This window comes from Zobellella denitrificans (assembly GCF_002407485.1).
Classification (GTDB): Bacteria; Pseudomonadota; Gammaproteobacteria; order Enterobacterales; family Aeromonadaceae; genus Oceanimonas; species Oceanimonas denitrificans.
This window is the reverse complement of record NZ_CP012621.1, coordinates 141704-159736: the sequence shown is the minus strand read 5'-3', so window position 1 is coordinate 159736 and position 18033 is coordinate 141704. Positions and strand designations below refer to the sequence as shown.

The 18033-nt window shown below is 64.1% G+C and carries 20 protein-coding genes; 12 read left to right on the top strand and 8 right to left on the bottom strand.

Annotation, left to right across the window (positions count from 1 at the left end; genetic code table 11):
* The first annotated feature begins 32 nt into the window (after positions 1–32).
* The gene (gene coaD, locus AN401_RS00725) at positions 33–512 is read left to right on the top strand and encodes a pantetheine-phosphate adenylyltransferase (protein ID WP_094040654.1); all 480 of its coding nucleotides are present in this window, start codon (positions 33–35) and stop codon (positions 510–512) included.
* Positions 513–515: 3 nt separating this feature from the next.
* On the opposite strand, the gene mutM is transcribed toward coaD, so the two are convergent.
* The 4 genes from mutM to radC all read right to left on the bottom strand — a co-directional run bounded on the left by mutM (position 516) and on the right by radC (position 2644).
* Positions 516–1328, bottom strand: coding sequence for a bifunctional DNA-formamidopyrimidine glycosylase/DNA-(apurinic or apyrimidinic site) lyase (mutM, locus tag AN401_RS00720; protein WP_096778288.1), 813 nt, complete (start codon positions 1326–1328; stop codon positions 516–518).
* A 94-nt stretch (positions 1329–1422) separates the two neighbouring features.
* The gene (gene rpmG / locus AN401_RS00715; protein WP_094040656.1) at positions 1423–1590 is read right to left on the bottom strand and encodes a 50S ribosomal protein L33; all 168 of its coding nucleotides are present in this window, start codon (positions 1588–1590) and stop codon (positions 1423–1425) included.
* An 11-nt stretch (positions 1591–1601) separates the two neighbouring features.
* Positions 1602–1838: a 50S ribosomal protein L28 gene (gene rpmB, locus AN401_RS00710; protein WP_014291125.1), complete on the bottom strand. Its 237-nt coding sequence runs from the start codon at positions 1836–1838 to the stop codon at positions 1602–1604.
* Positions 1839–1969: 131 nt separating this feature from the next.
* The gene (radC, locus tag AN401_RS00705) at positions 1970–2644 is read right to left on the bottom strand and encodes a RadC family protein (RefSeq protein WP_094040657.1); all 675 of its coding nucleotides are present in this window, start codon (positions 2642–2644) and stop codon (positions 1970–1972) included.
* Positions 2645–2754: 110 nt separating this feature from the next.
* Between radC and coaBC the strand changes: the two genes are divergently transcribed.
* The 4 genes from coaBC (at position 2755) to mscS (ending at position 5982) form a co-directional block, all read left to right on the top strand.
* The gene (coaBC, locus tag AN401_RS00700; protein WP_096778287.1) at positions 2755–3963 is read left to right on the top strand and encodes a bifunctional phosphopantothenoylcysteine decarboxylase/phosphopantothenate--cysteine ligase CoaBC; all 1209 of its coding nucleotides are present in this window, start codon (positions 2755–2757) and stop codon (positions 3961–3963) included.
* Positions 3950–4405: a dUTP diphosphatase gene (gene dut / locus AN401_RS00695; protein WP_094040659.1), complete on the top strand. Its 456-nt coding sequence runs from the start codon at positions 3950–3952 to the stop codon at positions 4403–4405. Before coaBC ends, dut begins: the two co-directional genes overlap by 14 nt.
* A 17-nt stretch (positions 4406–4422) precedes the next feature.
* Positions 4423–5022, top strand: a complete 600-nt coding sequence (gene slmA / locus AN401_RS00690; protein ID WP_094040660.1) for a nucleoid occlusion factor SlmA — start codon at positions 4423–4425, stop codon at positions 5020–5022.
* Positions 5023–5106: 84 nt separating this feature from the next.
* The gene (mscS, locus tag AN401_RS00685; protein WP_094040661.1) at positions 5107–5982 is read left to right on the top strand and encodes a small-conductance mechanosensitive channel MscS; all 876 of its coding nucleotides are present in this window, start codon (positions 5107–5109) and stop codon (positions 5980–5982) included.
* A 48-nt stretch (positions 5983–6030) separates the two neighbouring features.
* Here the strand turns inward: mscS and pyrE are convergent, their stop codons facing one another.
* Both pyrE and rph read right to left on the bottom strand, forming a co-directional pair.
* Positions 6031–6672: an orotate phosphoribosyltransferase gene (gene pyrE / locus AN401_RS00680; protein ID WP_094040662.1), complete on the bottom strand. Its 642-nt coding sequence runs from the start codon at positions 6670–6672 to the stop codon at positions 6031–6033.
* Positions 6673–6694: 22 nt separating this feature from the next.
* A complete protein-coding gene (gene rph, locus AN401_RS00675; RefSeq protein ID WP_094040663.1) occupies positions 6695–7420 on the bottom strand; it encodes a ribonuclease PH in 726 nt (241 codons plus the stop codon).
* Between the two features lie 159 nt (positions 7421–7579).
* Here rph and AN401_RS00670 point away from each other — a divergent pair, with 159 nt between their 5' ends.
* A complete protein-coding gene (locus tag AN401_RS00670) occupies positions 7580–8443 on the top strand; it encodes a YicC/YloC family endoribonuclease (protein WP_094040664.1) in 864 nt (287 codons plus the stop codon).
* Between the two features lie 166 nt (positions 8444–8609).
* Here the strand turns inward: AN401_RS00670 and AN401_RS00665 are convergent, their stop codons facing one another.
* A complete protein-coding gene (locus tag AN401_RS00665; protein ID WP_096778286.1) occupies positions 8610–9761 on the bottom strand; it encodes a cytochrome P450 in 1152 nt (383 codons plus the stop codon).
* Between the two features lie 407 nt (positions 9762–10168).
* Here AN401_RS00665 and AN401_RS20235 point away from each other — a divergent pair, with 407 nt between their 5' ends.
* The 6 genes from AN401_RS20235 (at position 10169) to AN401_RS00635 (ending at position 17547) form a co-directional block, all read left to right on the top strand.
* A complete protein-coding gene (locus AN401_RS20235) occupies positions 10169–12127 on the top strand; it encodes a methyl-accepting chemotaxis protein (protein ID WP_096778285.1) in 1959 nt (652 codons plus the stop codon).
* 254 nt (positions 12128–12381) lie between these two features.
* Positions 12382–13011: a guanylate kinase gene (gmk, locus tag AN401_RS00655; protein WP_096778284.1), complete on the top strand. Its 630-nt coding sequence runs from the start codon at positions 12382–12384 to the stop codon at positions 13009–13011.
* Positions 13012–13060: 49 nt separating this feature from the next.
* The gene (rpoZ, locus tag AN401_RS00650; RefSeq protein WP_094040668.1) at positions 13061–13336 is read left to right on the top strand and encodes a DNA-directed RNA polymerase subunit omega; all 276 of its coding nucleotides are present in this window, start codon (positions 13061–13063) and stop codon (positions 13334–13336) included.
* A 103-nt stretch (positions 13337–13439) separates the two neighbouring features.
* Complete coding sequence (spoT, locus tag AN401_RS00645) at positions 13440–15557, top strand: bifunctional GTP diphosphokinase/guanosine-3',5'-bis pyrophosphate 3'-pyrophosphohydrolase (protein WP_094040669.1); 2118 nt, start codon at positions 13440–13442, stop codon at positions 15555–15557.
* A gap of 158 nt (positions 15558–15715) precedes the next feature.
* A complete protein-coding gene (locus tag AN401_RS00640) occupies positions 15716–16717 on the top strand; it encodes an alpha/beta fold hydrolase (RefSeq protein WP_232513360.1) in 1002 nt (333 codons plus the stop codon).
* Positions 16718–16752: 35 nt separating this feature from the next.
* Positions 16753–17547: a Cof-type HAD-IIB family hydrolase gene (locus tag AN401_RS00635; RefSeq protein WP_094040670.1), complete on the top strand. Its 795-nt coding sequence runs from the start codon at positions 16753–16755 to the stop codon at positions 17545–17547.
* A gap of 1 nt (position 17548) precedes the next feature.
* Here the strand turns inward: AN401_RS00635 and AN401_RS00630 are convergent, their stop codons facing one another.
* The gene (locus tag AN401_RS00630) at positions 17549–17995 is read right to left on the bottom strand and encodes an EVE domain-containing protein (protein ID WP_094040671.1); all 447 of its coding nucleotides are present in this window, start codon (positions 17993–17995) and stop codon (positions 17549–17551) included.
* Positions 17996–18033: the final 38 nt, after the last annotated feature.

Below are 18033 nucleotides of genomic sequence, written 5' to 3'. Positions count from 1 at the left end.
TCTTCAGCTGCGTTTGCCAATAAGGACATCCCATGAGCATCAGGGTCATCTACCCCGGCACCTTCGATCCCATCACCAACGGTCACCTGGATCTGATAGAGCGTGCTTCCCGACTGTTCAACGAAGTGGTCGTGGGGGTGGCCTTCAGCCCCAGCAAGCGGCCCATGTTCTCGCTGGACGAGCGGGTCGAACTGGTAAAGGAAGTCACCGGCCAACTGGGCAATGTCACCGTGGTGGGCTTTTCCGGCCTGCTGGTGGACTTCGCCCGGGCACACCGGGCCAATGTGCTGATCCGCGGCCTGCGCGCCGTGTCCGATTTCGAGTACGAGTTCCAGCTCGCCAACATGAACCGGCGGCTGATGCCGGAGCTTGAAAGCGTCTTCCTTACCCCGGCGGAGGAGAATTCCTTTATCTCCTCCACCCTGGTGAAGGAGGTGGCGATCCACGGCGGCGATATCAGCCAGTTCGTGCCCGCCGCCGTGGCCGAGGCGGTGGCCACCAAACTGGGCTGATCCTCACCGCTGGCAGAGCGGGCAGAACACGGTGCTGCGGCCGTTCATGCGCACCTCGCGCAGCAGGGTGCCGCAGCGGGTGCAGGGCTGCCCGGCCCGGCCGTACACCTGCAACTCCTGTACGAAGTAGCCGGGCTTGCCGTCGCTGCCGGTAAAGTCCTTCAGGGTGGTGCCGCCCTGGCCGATGGCCCGCGCCAGTACCGCCTTGATCTCCCCGGCCAATTTCAGGTAGCGCTCCCGACCGATATTGCCCGCCTCCCGCTTGGGGCTGATGCCGGCGCCGAACAGCGACTCGTTGGCGTAGATGTTCCCCACCCCCACCACGATATGGTTGTCCATGATGAACTGCTTGATGGCCGTCTTGCGGCCCCGGCTGCGCTGGTAGAGGTAGTCGCCGTCAAAGGCTTCGGTGAGCGGCTCGGGCCCCAGCCTGGCCAGCAGCGGGTGCTGCTCCGCCGGCGCCCGGGTCCACAGCAGGCATCCGAAGCGGCGCGGATCGTTGAGCCGCAGCAGCTTGCCGTTGGCCAGCTCGATATCCACATGGTCGTGCTTGCCCGCCGGCGTGCCCTGGGACAACACCTTGAGGTTGCCGGACATGCCCAGGTGCAAAATGGCGGTGCCCCAGTCGGTTTCCAGCAGCAGGTACTTGGCCCGGCGGCGGATGCCGACGATGGTGAGCCCCGCCAGCTCCTGGATTTCCGCCGGCACCGGCCAGCGCAGGCTGGGGTTGCGCACCACCACCCGCATCACCGACTCCCCCAGCAGATGAGGAGTAATGCCCAAACGGCTGACTTCGACTTCTGGTAACTCCGGCATCTCGCCCTCCTGCTACAGTGAGGCGGCAGTATAGCCAAGGTGGCGGCCATAAAAAAACCCGGCCGGAGCCGGGTTTTTTTTCGAAGGCAGGATCTTACTTGATCTTGCCTTCTTTGTAGATCACATGCTGGCGGATCACGGGATCAAACTTTTTGATCTCCATTTTCTCGGGCATGTTGCGCTTGTTCTTGGTAGTGGTGTAGAAATGACCAGTACCAGCGCTGGAGTTCAGGCGGATCTTCTCGCGAATACCTTTAGCCATGGGTTATCTCCTTAGACCTTTTCGCCACGGGCACGCAGGTCAGCCAGGACACTGTCGATACCTTTTTTGTCGATGATACGCATACCCTTGGTGGTGATGCGCAGTTTTACAAAACGCTTCTCGCTTTCAACCCAGAAACGGTGGGTCTGCAGGTTGGGCAGGAAGCGACGCTTGGTGGCGTTGTTGGCGTGAGAGCGGTTGTTACCAACGGCTGGCCGCTTACCAGTTACTTGGCATACTTTAGACATGTCAGTCTTCTCCAAAACTTACTTTTGCTCGAGCAATCAATCACCCCGTTGGCCGTCTGTCGGGGCAAAATAAGGCGGCAATTTATACAGCATACCGCGCCCGAGATCAACTAAAAGCCGAGCGTCCGGCACTAAAGCCAGCCACGCTCGGCAAAAGATACGGTTTCACCGTCACCAACCACCAGATGATCCAACACCCGGATATCCAGCAGCCCCAGGGCGGCCTGAATGCGTTCGGTGATCATGCGATCCGCCCGGCTGGGCTCGGCCACTCCGGACGGATGATTATGCACCAAAATGACCGCGGCGGCACCCAGTTTCAGGGCCAGGGCCACGATTTCCCGCGGGTACACCGCCGCCGCGTCCAGGGTGCCGAAAAACAGCTCGTGGAAGCGGATCACCCGGTGCTGGTTGTCGAGCAGCAGCAGGGCGAACACCTCCCGGCCCCGGTCCCGCAACTGCGCCTGCAAATACTGGCGGGTCAGTTCGGGGCTGGTGAGGGCATGCTCGCGCACCAGCTTTTCATCGAGAAAGCGGCGCATCAGCTCCAGGCTGGCCTGCAACTGCACGTACTTGGCCAGCCCCAGGCCGGGCCCCTCGCAAAACTGCCGCGGCTCGGCCTGCAGCAACTGGCGCAGGGAGCCGAACTGGCTCAGCAGGGTACGCGCCAGGGTCACCGCGTCCATGCCCCGGCTGCCGGTGCGCAGAAAAATCGCCAGCAGTTCCGCATCCGACAGGCTGGCCGGCCCCCGGCTTAGCAGTTTTTCGCGGGGGCGTTCCCCCTCCGGCCAGTCCTTGATGCTCATCGACGCTCCCCCCTGCCCAACCGTTAAAGCCTAGCCCAGACTCCGCCCGGGCCGCACAATTCACCCGTTTGTGGTAATCTTGCCGGCCTGTCCAGTTAGGGAACGCAGCCATGTCATTAACGGGAAAACGCATAGTTATCGGCATCACCGGCGGGATCGCGGCCTACAAGAGCGCCGAGCTGGTGCGCCGCCTCAAGGAGCGGGGTGCCGAGGTCCGGGTGGTGATGACCGAGTCCGCCAAGGCCTTTATCACCCCGCTCACCCTGCAGGCGGTGTCGGGCGAGCCGGTGTCCGACTCCCTGCTGGACCCGGCCGCCGAAGCCGGCATGGGCCATATCGAACTGGCTCGCTGGGCCGAGCTGCTGCTGATCGCCCCGGCCAGCGCCAACACCCTGGCCCGGCTGGCCGCCGGCCTGGCCGATGATCTGCTCACCACCCTCTGCCTGGCCACCCCGGCCGTAGTGGCGGTGGCCCCGGCCATGAACCAGCAGATGTACCGCCACGCCGCCACCCAGGCCAACCTGGCGACCCTGGCCGACCGCGGACTGGCCATCTGGGGCCCGGCCCGGGGCGAACAGGCCTGCGGCGACGTGGGGCCGGGCCGGATGCTGGAGCCGATGGAGCTGGTGGCCGAGGTAGAGCGTCATTTCACTCCCCAAGCCCGACCCCTGGCGGGCATCAAACTGATGCTCACCGCCGGTCCCACCCGTGAGGCGCTGGACCCGGTGCGGTTCATCTCCAATCACAGCTCCGGCAAGATGGGCTTCGCCCTGGCGGCGGCGGCGCAGGAGCTGGGCGCCGAGGTGCTCCTGGTGAGCGGCCCCGTCGGCCTGCCCACCCCGGCCGGGGTGACCCGCATCGAGGTGGAGAGCGCCCGCCAGATGCACCAGGCGGTGATGGCGCACATCGCCGACCAGCAGATTTTCATCGCCTGCGCCGCCGTGGCCGACTACGCCCCCAAAACGGTGGCCGAGCAGAAAATCAAGAAAACCGCCAGCGACACCCTGGTCATCGAACTGACCAAAAATCCCGATATCGTGGCCGAGGTGGCGGCCCTGCCGGACAAGCCCTTTACCGTGGGATTTGCGGCCGAAACCCGGGATGTGGAAAAATACGCCCGGGACAAGCTCAGCCGCAAGGGGCTGGACATGATCGCGGCCAACGACGTGGCCAAGGCCGGGCAAGGCTTCAACAGCGACGACAATGCCCTCACCGTGTTCTGGCCGCAAGGCCGGGCCGATTTACCCCTGGCCGGCAAGACCCAGCTCGCCAGGCACCTTTTGATCCTGATTGCAGACCGATACCATGAACGCCATTGAACTGAAGATCCTCGACCCCCGCGTGGGCACCGACTTCCCGCTGCCGGCCTACGCCACCCCGGGCTCCGCCGGCCTGGATCTGCGCGCCTGCCTGGACGCCCCCCTGGAGCTGGCCCCGGGCGACACCACCCTGATCCCCACCGGCATCGCCATCCATATCCAGGATCCCGGCCTGTGCGCCACCATACTGCCCCGCTCCGGCCTGGGCCATAAGCACGGCATCGTGCTGGGCAACCTGGTTGGCCTGATTGACTCTGACTACCAGGGTCAGTTAATGGTATCCTGCTGGAACCGCGGAAAGGATCATTTCACCATACAGCCGGGAGAACGCATCGCCCAGCTGGTGATCCTGCCCGTGGTGCAGGCCCAATTTACGGTAGTTGACGAATTTGACCAAAGCGAGCGGGGAGAAGGCGGTTTCGGCTCTTCCGGTCGCCACTAACCAAGTTGAGTGCGCCTATGGCCAATACCCAGAACAAGAAAAACCGTCGTGAACAAATCCTGCAGGCCCTGGCCCACATGCTGGAAACCAGCCCGGGGCAGCGGATCACCACCGCCAAGCTGGCGGCGGCGGTGGGCGTGTCGGAAGCGGCGCTTTACCGCCACTTTCCGAGCAAGGCCCGGATGTTTGAGGGATTGATCGACTTTATCGAGGAAACCCTGTTTTCCCGGATCAATCTCATTCTTCAGGATGAAAAGGACAGCGCCCTGCGCCTGCGCTACATACTGCAACTGGTGCTGGGCTTTTGCGAACGCAACCCCGGCATTACCCGCCTGCTCAACGGCGACGCCCTGCAGGGCGAGCACGAGCGGCTGCTGGCGCGCATCAACCAGTTGTTCGACCGGCTGGAAACCCAGCTCAAGCAGGTGATGCGCGAGCGCCGCCTCTACGAAGGCGAGGGCTTCGCCGAAAACGAGACGGTGCTGGCCAACCTGCTGCTGGCCTATGCGGAAGGCCGCATCAACCAGTACGTTCGCAGCCAGTTTCGCATCAAACCCACCCACAACTTCGACAGTCACTGGCAATTGCTGCACCGGCAGCTGGCCGTGGCCGCCTGACGCCCGTCGTCACATCTCCCCCGCCCTTGCCGGCATCACCGGCAAGGGCGCGACCAAAGCAACAATAACGAGAGAGGCACGTTTATGGATACAGAATTGCTCAATACCGACATGCTGAACGAGGCCCAGAGCTGGATCGTCAATAACCAGGGGCTGATCATCGAGTATTCGGTGAATATCGCCGCCGCCCTGCTCACCCTGATCATCGGTTTCATGGCGGTCGGCATGCTGACCGGCGGCCTGAACAGGGTCCTCAAGGCGCGCAAGGTCGACAGCACCATCTCCGACTTCGTCACCAGCCTGCTCAAGTACGGCCTGCTCGCCTTCGTGATCATCGCCGCCATGAGCCGGGTCGGGGTACAGACCGCTTCCTTCGTGGCCATCGTCGGTGCCGCCGGCCTGGCCGTGGGTCTGGCGCTGCAGGGCTCCCTGTCCAACTTCGCCGCCGGGGTGCTGCTGATCGGCTTCCGCTTCTTCAAGGCCGGCGACTACGTGGAGGCGGCCGGCACCGCCGGCACCGTGCACTCGGTGCAGATTTTCACCACCATACTGCTGACCCCGGACAACCGCATGATAGTGGTGCCCAACGCCAAGATCCTCAACGACAACATTATCAACTACTCCCGGGAGAAGACCCGCCGCATCGACCTGGTGATCGGCGTCTCCTACAGCGCCGACCTGAAGAAGACCAAGGAAGTGCTGACCCGCATCGTCAACGCGGACAGCCGCATCCTTAAAGAGCCCGAGTGCCGCATCGCGGTGAACAACCTGGGCGCCTCCTCCGTCGACTTTATCGTCCGCCCCTGGGTGCAGGCGGAGGATTACTGGACGGTGCGCTTCGATCTGCTGGAAAAGATCAAGAACGAGCTGGACGCCAACGGCATCGGCATTCCCTTCCCGCAGATGGACGTGCACCTGCACCAGAAGGAGCCCCAGCGGATGAAGCAGGAAGTTGCCTGACTCCGCCGTCATCAACCACAAAAAAGCCGCTTTTCAGCGGCTTTTTTATTAAATTCCGTATTGCTCCCGGTAGGCCCGTACCCGTTCCAGGTGCTCGGCCATCTCCGGCCTTTCGCCCAGGTAGTCGATCAGATCCGCCAGGGTGATGATGGCGGTGACCCGGGCCTGGTAGTCCCGCTCCACTTCCTGGATGGCGGACAGTTCGCCCTTGCCCTTTTCCTGGCGGTCCAGGGCGATCAGCACCCCGGCCAGGGTGGCGCCGTTGGCCTGGATGATGTCCATGGACTCGCGGATGGCGGTGCCGGCGGTGATCACGTCGTCCACCAGCATGATGCGCCCGGCAAGCGGGCTGCCCACCAGGTTGCCGCCTTCACCGTGATCCTTGGCTTCCTTGCGGTTGAAGCAGTAGGGCACGTCCAGATCGTGCACCTCGGCCAGTTGCACCGCGGTGGCGCTGGCGATGGGAATGCCCTTGTAGGCGGGGCCGAACAGCACGTCGAACGCCACCCCCGCATCCACCAGGGCGGCGGCGTAAAAGCGGCCCAGCCGGGCCAGGTCGCGGCCGCTGTTGAACAGGCCGGCGTTGAAGAAGTAGGGACTCTTGCGCCCGGATTTGAGGGTAAATTCGCCAAACTTGAGCACGGACTTGCTCATGGCGAACTCGATAAACTCACGCTGGTAGGCTTTCATCTTTTCCTTATCTCCGCTCTTGTTACAGGCCGGCAATGGCCCGGCGCTGGTACTCCACCAGCTCGTCGATGCTTTTATGGGCCAGGGCCAGCATGGCCAGCAGTTCTTCGTGGCTGAAGGGCTCGCCTTCCGCCGTGCCCTGTACCTCTATCATTTTACCCTCGGCGGTCATCACCACGTTCATGTCGGTCTCCGCCGCCGAGTCCTCGGTGTATTCCAGATCCGTCACCGCCAGGCCGTCGACGATGCCGACAGAGATGGCCGCCACCAGGGTCTTGAGGGGATTGGCGGCGATCATGCCTTTTTCCTGCATCCATTGCAGGGCGTTGGCCAGGGCCACGCAGGCGCCGGTGATGGAGGCGGTACGGGTGCCGCCGTCGGCCTGGAGCACGTCACAGTCCACGGTGATGGTGTACTCGCCCAGGGCCTTGAGATCCACCGCCGCCCGCAGGGAGCGGGCGATCAGCCGCTGGATTTCCATGGTGCGACCACCCTGCTTGCCCTTGGCCGCCTCCCGTTGCATCCGGCTGTGGGTGGAGCGGGGCAGCATGCCGTATTCCGCCGTCACCCAGCCCTGGCCCTTGCCCTTGAGGAAGCGGGGCACCCCGGTTTCCACGGTGGCGGTGCACAGCACCTTGGTGTGGCCGAACTCCACCAGCACAGAGCCTTCCGCGTGACGGGTATAGTTGGTGGTGATGGTGACCGGCCGGATTTGATCGGGCGCGCGTCCGCAGGCTCGTGTTGACATGGGATCCTCCAAATGGGGTGAAAAGCGGGTTTCGCCCGGCGGGCGAAGTGGCGCCATTATAGAGAAAGCGGACGGCCATTGCATGCCGTCCGCCATTGGCGCCGGCCCCACCCTGTGTCACACTCTGGTTATGACGCCCAATTACCAGATGAGAACCCCATGATCCACAGCATGACCGCCTATGCCCGTCAGGAATTCAAGCAAGACTGGGGCACCGCCGTGTGGGAAATCCGCTCGGTCAACCAGCGCTACCTGGAAACCTACACCCGCCTGCCCGAACAGTTCCGCGGCCTGGAACCCCTGGTGCGGGAAAAACTGCGGGCCCGGCTGCAACGGGGCAAGGTGGAATGTGGCCTGCGCTTCGAGTCCAACCTGGCCAACCAGGGACAGTTGCAGATGAACAAGGCCCTGGCCGAGCAACTGATCGAAGGCGCCACCTGGGTGATGGAAAAGGCCGGCCACGGCAGCATGAACCCGGTGGACATACTGCGCTGGCCCGGGGTGATGGAAGCCCAGGCTCAGGACATGGACGCCCTCAGCAGTGCCCTGATCGGCTGCCTGGATACCGTCATCGACGACTTCCTCGCCGCCCGCGCCAGCGAAGGCGACAAGCTGAAAGCGCTGATCGAGCAGCGGCTTGACGGCATCGAGCAGGAAGTGGTCAAGGTGAAAACCCATATGCCCGACGTGCTGGCCTGGCAGCGCCAGCGCCTGCAGGAACGCTTCGAGGAGGCCAAACTGGAGCTGGACCCGCAGCGGCTGGAGCAGGAAATGGTGCTGCTGGCACAGAAGGTGGACGTGGCCGAAGAACTGGACCGCCTCGGCGCCCACATTGCCGAAACCCGCAAGATCCTCAAGAAAGGCGGCGCCTGCGGCCGTCGGCTGGACTTTATGATGCAGGAGTTCAACCGCGAGTCCAACACCCTGGGTTCCAAGTCGATCAACGCCGACATCACCGCCTCGGCGGTGGAATTGAAGGTGCTGATCGAGCAGATGCGGGAGCAGATCCAGAATATCGAGTGATGCTTCACCAACTGATTGCTCGATCCGGCCCTTGTGTCACAAGGGCTTTTTGTTCCAAACCCTAGTGACAAGCGATGCGTTTCCCGGTAGCGGAGAACGGGACGGTGAGCGTGGTCCGCCAGGCGCCCCCGCGGCAGTAATCCCCGCTCCGGTCACCCGGAGCGGCTTATTCCAGTCCGACCCAAAGGGTGCTGAAACCGCTGCCCGGGTAGCGGGCCCTGACCGGCTCTCGTCCGGGAGGCAAAGACCACCAGTCACTCGCCTGCAGCATCGCCTCCAGTACCAGCCGCAATTCCAGCCTGGCCAGGGGCGCCCCCGGGCAGACGTGGATGCCGGCGCCATAGAGCAGGTTGTCCGCCGGATCCCGATCCAGGCGGAACTCGTCCGGATCGCCGAACACCGCCTCATCCCGGTTGGCCGACGCCCAAAGAATGGAAATCCGCTCGCCCGCCACCAGCGTTTGGCCACCCACCTCGACTTCTCTGGTGGTCACCCGGCGGTTGCTGATCAGGGGCGCATGAATGCGCAGGATCTCGTCGATGGCGGCGGGCAGCAGCGAGGCATCCTGGCGCAATTGGCGCTGCACCTCGCCGTGCTCGGCCAGATAGTGGATCAGGATGCCGATGCTGGCGGTGATGGTGCCGAGTTCGCCCACCGTCCAGTTGCGCAGCAGGCTGACCAGTTCCTCGTCGGTCATCGGCCGCCCCGATACCCGCTCCCGCAGCAGGGCGGTGGTCAGATCGTCCGGGGCATCGGCGCCCAGCGCTCTGCGCTCCGCCAGCAGGGTGCGGATATAACCGTCGAACTCGGTTGCCACCGCCGCCAGTTGGGCCCGGTCGCCGGCCAGGGTTGCGCGGTGGTTTTTCCCGGCCCATTGGCGCAGCGGCTCGTGCAACGAGGCCGGCCAGCCGAGAAAGGCGCATTGCACCCGCAGCGAGAACGGCTGGGCCAGGCTGGCCATCATCTCGCATTCGCCCTTGGGCAGGGCGGTGGCCAGGCGACGGGCCAGTTCCCGGCAGGCCGGCTCGAAGGCCGCCATGCGCTTGTCATCGAAATAAGGCTCGATCAGCCGCCGGTACCGGCCATGCTCCGGCGGGTCCATGCCATTCGGCACGGACAGATGACGGGATACGGCATTGCTGAAACCGTGGTGATCCTCGAGGATGCGCCGCACCTCCCGGTGGCCGAGCACCGACCACTGCAGATAATCGCTGTAGGCAACAGGGCATCGCCGGCGCAGTTCATCATAGGCGGCAATCTGATCCTGCAGGACGGCTTCGGCCCTGGGATCCCAGTCTATTGGGGGTTTATCGGCCATTGTGGCTCCTTTTTTCATCACCGGCGACAACGTCGCCGGTATCAAATACCCGACAGATGGTCATTGCCGCATAAAGCCCCGGGTTCGCCCTTGATCGGGATCAGGGATAATGTGCATTTAAAATATCACTGCTCCTCATGTCCCCCATTCACCACTCTATTTTCGATATTTCCCGAAACTTATCGGTAAATGACACAATATTTTCAACATTTCCTGCTATTTACCGGTGAAGGGCTCACCGACGCTGGCAAAGGGACTCAAAACGACATTAAGCTGAATCCATCCCAGTCTCGCCGGAGCACACCGCCCTTACCCGAATCACCACCGCACGCACCACAAAATAACTAACAACCAACAACATAGAGCACCGCCGGCAACGAACGCCGGCGTATCCTAGGGAGAAGAACATGAACCAATGGCATCGCCTCGGCATGCGCACCCGCCTGTTTATCGCCACGGCCCTGCTGCTGGCCGTCCTCGTCCTGCTGGTGGTGGTACTGCAGTCCACCCTCAACGGACGGGACCGGCTGTCCCGGCTGCAGCACGACGAACTGCCCACGGCGCTCTCGGCCATCGCGGCCCAGGTCCAGGCCAGGCTGAATACCGCCATCACCGGCTCCGAAGCCCTGGCCAGGAATCCCTTTATCCTGGACTGGATTGCCGCCGGCGCGCCGGCAGAACAACTGCCGCAGATGCAGGCGGCCCTGGCCCAGGTGCAGGAGTCGCTGCAGGCCACGGCGGTGTTCATGGCCACCAACGACGGCCGGGAGATACGCTACCACCACTACGAAGACGGCAAGCTCAACTGGCGACGGATGTCCGCCGACAACCCCGACGACGCCTGGTACTTCAGCTACCTGAACGGCGGCCGGTCCTTTGAGCTGAACCTGGACACCAACGCCTTCAGCGACGAGCAATTGCTGATGTTCGTCAACTTCCGCAGTCACCGCACCAACCCGGCGGGGCAGCCGCTGAACGTGGCCGGCGGCGCCATGAACATGAGCCAGCTCGGCGCCCTGATCCGGGAGTTCCGCATCGGAGCCGGCGGCCAGGTGATGCTGGTGCAGCCTTCCGGCCTGGTCGACATCCACCCGGACATGAGCCTGGCGGGAAGGCTCGACCTGGGCGGCCAGCCCGAGCTGGCCGGCCTGCTGTCCGACAAGAGCGAGCAGGGCCGCATCCTCCGCCTGGACTGGCAGGGGGAAGAGAAATTCATCGGCGCCATCTGGATGCCCGCCCTGCAGCGTTTTCTGCTGGCCGAGGTGCCCACCGCCGACATCCAGGGAGAGATCCGCCACAACCAGTTGACCACCCTGGGCATCGCCGGCCTGCTGCTGAGCCTCGGGCTGGTGCTGCTCTATCCCATGGCCGGCGCCCTGATCGCGCCCCTGGCCTCGCTGCGCCGCCAGATCAGCGCCACCGCCGACAACCTGGATCTGCGGGTACGCTTCGATACCCGGGATCAGGCCGAGATCGGCCACCTGTGCCGGCAGTTGAACCTGCTGATGGACAAGCTGCGCCAGACCCTGAGCGAAGTCCGCCATGTCAGCGACGAAACCGAAGTGGTGGTGGAGCAGTTGCACGGCGGGGCCCGGGAAGCGAGTGACTCCTTCCATCAGCAGCAGTCGGCACTGGAGCAGATCACCCGGGTCATGCACGGCATCACCACCCAGGTGGCCGACATCGCCACCAACGCCGGCGAGGCCGGCCGTTACTCGGAAGAAGGCAGCGCCGTGCTGGACGCGGCGGAGCGGCAGCTGGAGCAGAGCTACGGTGCCATCGGCCGGCTGGAGCAGGACATGCTGGATGCCAAGGCGCGGATGGAGTCCCTGCGCCGCCACAGCGACGACATACTGCACGTGCTGGAAGTGATCCGCAGCATCTCGGATCAGACCAACCTGCTGGCACTCAACGCCGCCATCGAGGCGGCGCGGGCCGGCGAGCACGGTCGCGGTTTCGCCGTGGTCGCCGACGAGGTGCGCCAGCTGGCCCAGCGCACCCAGAGCTCCACCACCGAAATCCAGCACATGATCGACAACCTGCGCGGCGCCAGCGCCCAGGTGGCCGAGCAGATGGAGATCAGCGCCGGCAGCAGCCAGCACGGCCTGGCCAGCCTGACCCGCACCCGCGACCAGCTGCGGCAGATGAGCCGGCGCCTGGAGGAGGTGTTTGCCATCAACAGCAGCATGAGCACCGGCACCCGGGCCCAACAGGACGCCATCGGCCAGATCCACGAGGGGCTGCAACACCTGGCCGAGCAGGGCGCCCGGGCCAGCACCATGGTGCAGCAGGCCGCCAGCGCCAGCCAGCACCTGAGCCAGCAGGTCGGCCGGCTGCGGGACAAGGTGATGGTGTTCCAGTGCTGAGCCCGGCTTACACGCATAATAATTCGGTATTTACGATGTTTCTGGCAGGTAAAAACTGATAGAGCCGAAGCGGTCACCTGATCATAATGAAATCTGCGTGGAGGGCACTTCCGCAGCAAGCTATAGTTACTTTTGACTGGCCGTTGTGTTTACAACGGCCATTTTTTTATCTGCCGGCTTCTGGTAAGCTTTGCCGCCCCTGGTTCCAGCCGCCATGCTCGGCGCTGGCAGACAACCTCGAACGGGCAGACACTATGGCGCACATCGGTACCCTCTTTATCATTTCCTCCCCCAGCGGTGCGGGCAAATCCAGCCTGATCAAGGCCCTGCTCGAGCGCCCCAGCGCCGACGGCCGGCTGCAGGTGTCGGTCTCCCACACCACCCGGCCGATGCGCCCGGGCGAGGTAGACGGGGTGCACTACCACTTCGTCGACAAGGCGCAGTTCGAACAGCTGATCGCGCGGGGCGCCTTCTACGAGTGGGCCGAAGTGTTCGGCAACTACTACGGCACCTCCCGCGAGTGGATAGACGCCCAGCTGGCCCAGGGCATCGACATCCTGCTGGACATCGACTGGCAGGGCGCCCGCCAGATCCGGGAGCAGTCGCCCAGCGCCAAGTCCATCTTTATCCTGCCGCCCAGCCGGGAAGAGCTGGAGCGCCGGCTCAACGCCCGCCAGCAGGACAGCGCCGAGGTGATCAGGGGCCGCATGGCCAAGGCGGTATCGGAAATGTCCCATTACGACGAGTACGACTACCTGCTGGTCAACGACAGCTTCGAGCACGCCCTGAACCAGCTCAGCGCCATCATCGAGGCCGAGCGCGCCAACACCGGCAAGCAGGCGGCCCGTTACCAGGACTTGCTTTCCCGGCTACTGGCGGAATAAGCTAAGATCCATTAGAATTTTGCACCTTTTTTAATCATTGGAGTCCGTTATGGCCCGCGTTACTGTTGAAGATGCTGTAGAACAGATTGGCAACCGCTTCGATCTGGTCCTGGTTGCCGCCCGCCGCGCCCGCCAACTGGCCACCCAGGGCAAGGAGCCGCTGGTCGACGAAGAGAACGACAAGCCCACCGTGATCGCCCTGCGCGAGATCGAGGAAGGCCTGGTCAACCACGCCGTGATGGACGTGCAGGATCGCCAGGAACAGCAGGAGCTGGAAGCCGCCGAACTGGCCGCCGTGGCCGCCATCGCCGAAGGCCGCAGCTAACACCGGCTTGCCCTCCAGGCCCGCGCCGCGGGCCCCTTCCCGGCCTGAGCGGGCCTCATCTCTGAACTGTGTAAACGGCGTTGACTGTCGGGGTATAGATAGATTGTATCTGTTTGAATCACTCAAGGAGTTGGCCTCCAGCTATCTGCCGGCCGAGCAGGTCGAACAGCTGAAGGCCGCCTATATCCTGGCCCGGGACGCCCACCAGGGTCAGACCCGTTCCAGCGGCGAGCCCTACATCACCCACCCGGTGGCGGTGGCCCGCATTCTGGGCGAGATGCACCTGGACCACGAAACCCTGATGGCCGCCCTGCTGCACGACGTGATCGAAGACACCCCGGTCACCAAGGAGCTGCTCGAACACCAGTTCGGCAAACCGGTCGCCGATCTGGTGGAAGGGGTCTCCAAGCTCGACAAGCTCAAGTTCCGGGATCGCAAGGAAGCCCAGACCGAAAACTTCCGCAAGATGGTGCTGGCCATGACCCAGGACATCAGGGTCATCCTGATCAAGCTGGCCGACCGCACCCACAACATGCGCACCCTGGGCGCCCTGCGCCCGGACAAGCGCCGCCGCATCGCCCGGGAAACCCTCGAAATCTACGCCCCCATCGCCAACCGCCTCGGCATCCACAGCATCAAGAACGAACTGGAGGAGCTGGGCCTGGAAGCCCTCTACCCCATGCGCACCCGGGTGCTGCGCGAGTCGGTGCGCCGGGCCAGGGGCAACCGGCGCGAGATCATCCAGTCCATCCTGGAGGAGATCAAGGGCCGGCTGGACGACGCCCGCATCGAGGCCCTGGTCCGGGGACGGGAGAAAAACCTGTTCTCCATCTACAACAAGATGGTGAAGAAGGAGCTGCAGTTCCATGAGGTGATGGACATCTACGCCTTCCGGGTGATCGTCAAGGACATCGACACCTGCTACCGGGTACTGGGCCAGATGCACACCCTGTACAAACCCCGTCCGGGCCGGTTCAAGGACTACATCGCCATTCCCAAGACCAACGGCTACCAGTCGCTGCACACCTCATTGGTGGGGCCTCACGGCGTGCCGGTGGAGGTGCAGATCCGCACCGAGTACATGGATCAGATGGCCGACAAGGGGGTGGCGGCCCACTGGGCCTACAAGCAGGACGGCGAAAGCTCCGGCACCACCGCCCAGGTGCGGGCCCAGCGCTGGATGCAGAGCCTGCTCGAGCTGCAGCAGAGCGCCGGCTCCTCCTTCGAGTTTATCGAAGGGGTCAAGACCGACCTCTTCCCCGAGGAAATCTACGTGTTCACCCCGGAAGGCCGCATCCTGGAGCTGCCCTCCGGCGCCACCCCGGTCGACTTCGCCTACGCGGTGCACACCGACATCGGCCACGCCTGCGTCGGCGCCCGGGTGGATCGCCAGCCTTTTCCGCTCAGCCAGCCGTTGCACTCGGGCCAGAGCGTGGAGATCATCACCGCCCCCAGCGCCCGCCCCAACGCGGCCTGGCTCAACTTCGTGGTCACCTCCCGCGCCCGCACCAAGATCCGCCAGTTCCTCAAGAACCTGCGCACCGAGGAATCGGTGCTGCTGGGCAAGCGGCTGCTCAACCACGCCCTGGGCGCCAAAAACCTGGAAGACATTCCCCCCGAACGCGTCGAGCAGGTGCTGAAGGACACCAAGCACGGTTCCCTCAACAACCTGCTGGCCGACATCGGCCTGGGCAACGCCATGAGCGTGGTGGTGGCCCGCCGGCTGCTGGGCCAGCTGGACGAGATCCCCGCCGAACGCAACAAGGCGGTGAAGAAAATGCCGATCCGCGGTGCCGACGACATGCTGCTCAACTTTGCCAACTGCTGTCGTCCCATCCCCGGCGATCCCATCGTGGCCCACATCAGCCCGGGCAAGGGCCTGGTGGTGCACCTGGAGTCGTGCAAGAACATCCGCGGCTACGCCAAGGAGCCGGACAAGTACCTGCCGGTGCAGTGGGATCTGGAGCAGGATTTCGACTTCGAGTTCAAGACCGAGATCGGCATCGAAATCGTCAACCATCAGGGCGCCCTGGCCGAGCTGGCCAACGTGATCGCCGCCACCGGCGCCAATATCCACAGCATCAGCACCGAGGAGAAGGACGGCCGGGTCTATGTGGTGGAGTTGCTGATCACCACCAAGAGCCGGATCCACCTGGCCAACATCATGCGCAAGATCCGGGTCACCCCCAACGTGCTCAAGGTCTACCGCCAGCGCAAATAAATACCCCGGGGCCCGGGGGCGGTCTGCCCCCTCACGCCTCACGCCAGAGATGTTCTCTGCCCGGCTTTCACGATAAACTGGGCGGCATGCCATCCACCCGGAAACAACCCTTGACCGCCATGCTCGCTCGTTTGCTCTTGCTCGGGATCTGCCTCGTTATGAATGTCGCCACCGCCGCCACGCCGCACCTGACCACCGAAGCCGAGCTGCGCCGGCTGGGACTGGCCGGCCTGCAGGCCTTCTGGCGGGACCACGCGGTGGAGGGCCATTTTCGCGCCGGCGACGGCCTGCGCCTGCCCTATGCCAAGCTGGCGAAGGCGGAGCACGACAAGGCGGTGATCCTGGTCAACGGCCGTACCGAGGCCTACCTCAAATACCAGGAGCTGGCGCGGGATCTGTTCGGCAACGGCTACAACGTCTATCTCTACGATCACCGGGGCCAGGGCCTGGCGCCGCGCCTGCTGACCGATCCCCTGATGGGCTACGTGGGCGATTTCAACGACTATGTGCAGGATCTGGAGCAGTTCGTGCAGCAACAGGTGCTGCCGGAGCAACCGCAGCGCCTCTACCTGCTGGCCCACTCCATGGGCGGCACCGTCTCCGCCCTCTGGCTGGCGGAAACCCGGGTGAAGCTGGAGGCGGCGGTGCTCTCCTCCCCCATGATGGGCATCTTCCTCGGTCCCATGCCGCGCTGGCTGGCCGACGCCCTGGTGGCGGTGCTGGACACCGGCTGCCGCTGGCTGGGCAAAACGGTCTGCTATGCGCCGGGCCAGGGGGACTACATGGAGGTGGCCTTCGTCGACAACGATCTGACCCACAGCGAAACCCGTTACCGGCTGTTCCGCGAGCTGTACCGGCAACAACCGGCCCTGCAGCTGGGCGGCGCCAGCCTGCAATGGCTGCGGCAGGGACTGATGGCGGGAGACGACGCCATTGCCAAGGCCAATCGCATCACCACGCCGCTGCTGGTCCTGCAGGCCGGCGCCGACGTGGTGGTCGACAACGAGGCGCAGCGGGCCTTCTGCCAGGCCCAGGGCTCCTGCCGGGACGACAATCCCCTGGTGATCGAGGGGGCGGCCCACGAACTCTTTATCGAGCAGGACCCGCTACGCCGGCAAGCACTGGAAGCTGCACTGTCGTTCTTCGAACAACATTCCTGAACGGTGCACCCGTTCCCAGCCAACAGGACAGTCCTATGTACAACGTGATAGTGTCGGATCTCGACGGCACCCTGCTCAACAGCCATCACCAGGTTTCCGGCTACACCCGGGAAGTGCTGCACCAGCTGGTGGCCCGGGATATCGAATTCATCGTCGCCACCGGCCGCCATTACGTGGACGTGCGCTCCATCCGCGACAAGCTGGGGCTGAACGTCAGCCTGATCACCAGCAACGGCGCCATGGTGCACAACCCGGACGACAAGCTTATCTACAACCAGACCATTCCCGCCGAGATGGTGGAGGATCTGGTCGGCCGCTTCCGCCTGCCCGGGGTGCACCTCAACGTGTACCGGGGCGAACACTGGCTGGTGGAGGAAGAAATGCCGGGCATGCTCGACTTCAGCCCCGACAGCGACTTCCGCTACCGGCTCACCGACCTGCGCGCCACCGCCAAGCAGGGGGTGGAAAAGGTGTTCTACGCCGGCGATCACCAGCAGTTGCTGAAAATGGAAGAACTGCTGCTGGACCACTTCGGCGACCGGCTCAACATCACCTTCTCCCTGCCCCAGTGCCTGGAGGTGATGCACGGCGAGGTCAACAAGGGCTCGGCGGTGGCTTCGCTGATGGGCCTCAAGGGCATACCCCTGCAGCGGGTGATCGCCTTCGGCGACGGCATGAACGACTACGAGATGCTGTCCGGCGTGGGCCGCGGCGTGGTCATGGCCAACGCCCACTCCCGGCTGCAGGATGCCCTGCCCCGCCACGAGCGTACCCTGAGCGCCGACGAAGACGGCGTGGCCCGTTACCTGGCCAGGGTGTTCGGGCTCTGACTCAGGCCATCGCCAATATCGCCCGCCACTGCGCCGGGGTGACCGGCATCACCGACAGCCGGCTGCCCTTTTGCACCAGCGGCATCCCGGCCAGGGCCGGGTTGGCCTTCAGCGCCGCCAGCGGCAGCAGCGGCAGGCGGCGCTCGAAGGTCAGCTCCACCGCATACCAGGTAGGCTTGTCCGGATTGGATTTGGCGTCGAAATAGGCGCTGTCGGGATCGAAGGCGAAGGGATCGGGAAAGCCGGCCCGCACCACCCGGCCGATGCCGGCGATGCCCACCTGCTTGCAGCTGGAATGGTAGATGAACACTTCGTCACCTTCCTGTACCTGGTCACGCAGGAAGTTGCGCGCCTGGTAATTGCGCACCCCTTCCCAGATGGTATTGGCCCGGGCCAGATCGTCGATGGAAAAGGTGTCGGGCTCGGTCTTGAACAGCCAGTAGGCCATGGTGCTCCCTCGTCATTTATTTGCGCCGCCCGCTGGCG

Excerpts from the sequence above, each read along its gene's own strand:
- coaD (WP_094040654.1), top strand. The coding sequence starts at position 33 with ATGAGCATCAGGGTCATCTACCCCGGCACCTTCGATCCCATCACCAAC.
- mutM (WP_096778288.1), bottom strand. The coding sequence starts at position 1,328 with ATGCCGGAGTTACCAGAAGTCGAAGTCAGCCGTTTGGGCATTACTCCT.
- rpmG (WP_094040656.1), bottom strand. The coding sequence starts at position 1,590 with ATGGCTAAAGGTATTCGCGAGAAGATCCGCCTGAACTCCAGCGCTGGT.
- rpmB (WP_014291125.1), bottom strand. The coding sequence starts at position 1,838 with ATGTCTAAAGTATGCCAAGTAACTGGTAAGCGGCCAGCCGTTGGTAAC.
- radC (WP_094040657.1), bottom strand. The coding sequence starts at position 2,644 with ATGAGCATCAAGGACTGGCCGGAGGGGGAACGCCCCCGCGAAAAACTG.
- coaBC (WP_096778287.1), top strand. The coding sequence starts at position 2,755 with ATGTCATTAACGGGAAAACGCATAGTTATCGGCATCACCGGCGGGATC.
- dut (WP_094040659.1), top strand. The coding sequence starts at position 3,950 with ATGAACGCCATTGAACTGAAGATCCTCGACCCCCGCGTGGGCACCGAC.
- slmA (WP_094040660.1), top strand. The coding sequence starts at position 4,423 with ATGGCCAATACCCAGAACAAGAAAAACCGTCGTGAACAAATCCTGCAG.
- mscS (WP_094040661.1), top strand. The coding sequence starts at position 5,107 with ATGGATACAGAATTGCTCAATACCGACATGCTGAACGAGGCCCAGAGC.
- pyrE (WP_094040662.1), bottom strand. The coding sequence starts at position 6,672 with ATGAAAGCCTACCAGCGTGAGTTTATCGAGTTCGCCATGAGCAAGTCC.
- rph (WP_094040663.1), bottom strand. The coding sequence starts at position 7,420 with ATGTCAACACGAGCCTGCGGACGCGCGCCCGATCAAATCCGGCCGGTC.
- AN401_RS00670 (WP_094040664.1), top strand. The coding sequence starts at position 7,580 with ATGATCCACAGCATGACCGCCTATGCCCGTCAGGAATTCAAGCAAGAC.
- AN401_RS00665 (WP_096778286.1), bottom strand. The coding sequence starts at position 9,761 with ATGGCCGATAAACCCCCAATAGACTGGGATCCCAGGGCCGAAGCCGTC.
- AN401_RS20235 (WP_096778285.1), top strand. The coding sequence starts at position 10,169 with ATGAACCAATGGCATCGCCTCGGCATGCGCACCCGCCTGTTTATCGCC.
- gmk (WP_096778284.1), top strand. The coding sequence starts at position 12,382 with ATGGCGCACATCGGTACCCTCTTTATCATTTCCTCCCCCAGCGGTGCG.
- rpoZ (WP_094040668.1), top strand. The coding sequence starts at position 13,061 with ATGGCCCGCGTTACTGTTGAAGATGCTGTAGAACAGATTGGCAACCGC.
- AN401_RS00640 (WP_232513360.1), top strand. The coding sequence starts at position 15,716 with ATGAATGTCGCCACCGCCGCCACGCCGCACCTGACCACCGAAGCCGAG.
- AN401_RS00635 (WP_094040670.1), top strand. The coding sequence starts at position 16,753 with ATGTACAACGTGATAGTGTCGGATCTCGACGGCACCCTGCTCAACAGC.
- AN401_RS00630 (WP_094040671.1), bottom strand. The coding sequence starts at position 17,995 with ATGGCCTACTGGCTGTTCAAGACCGAGCCCGACACCTTTTCCATCGAC.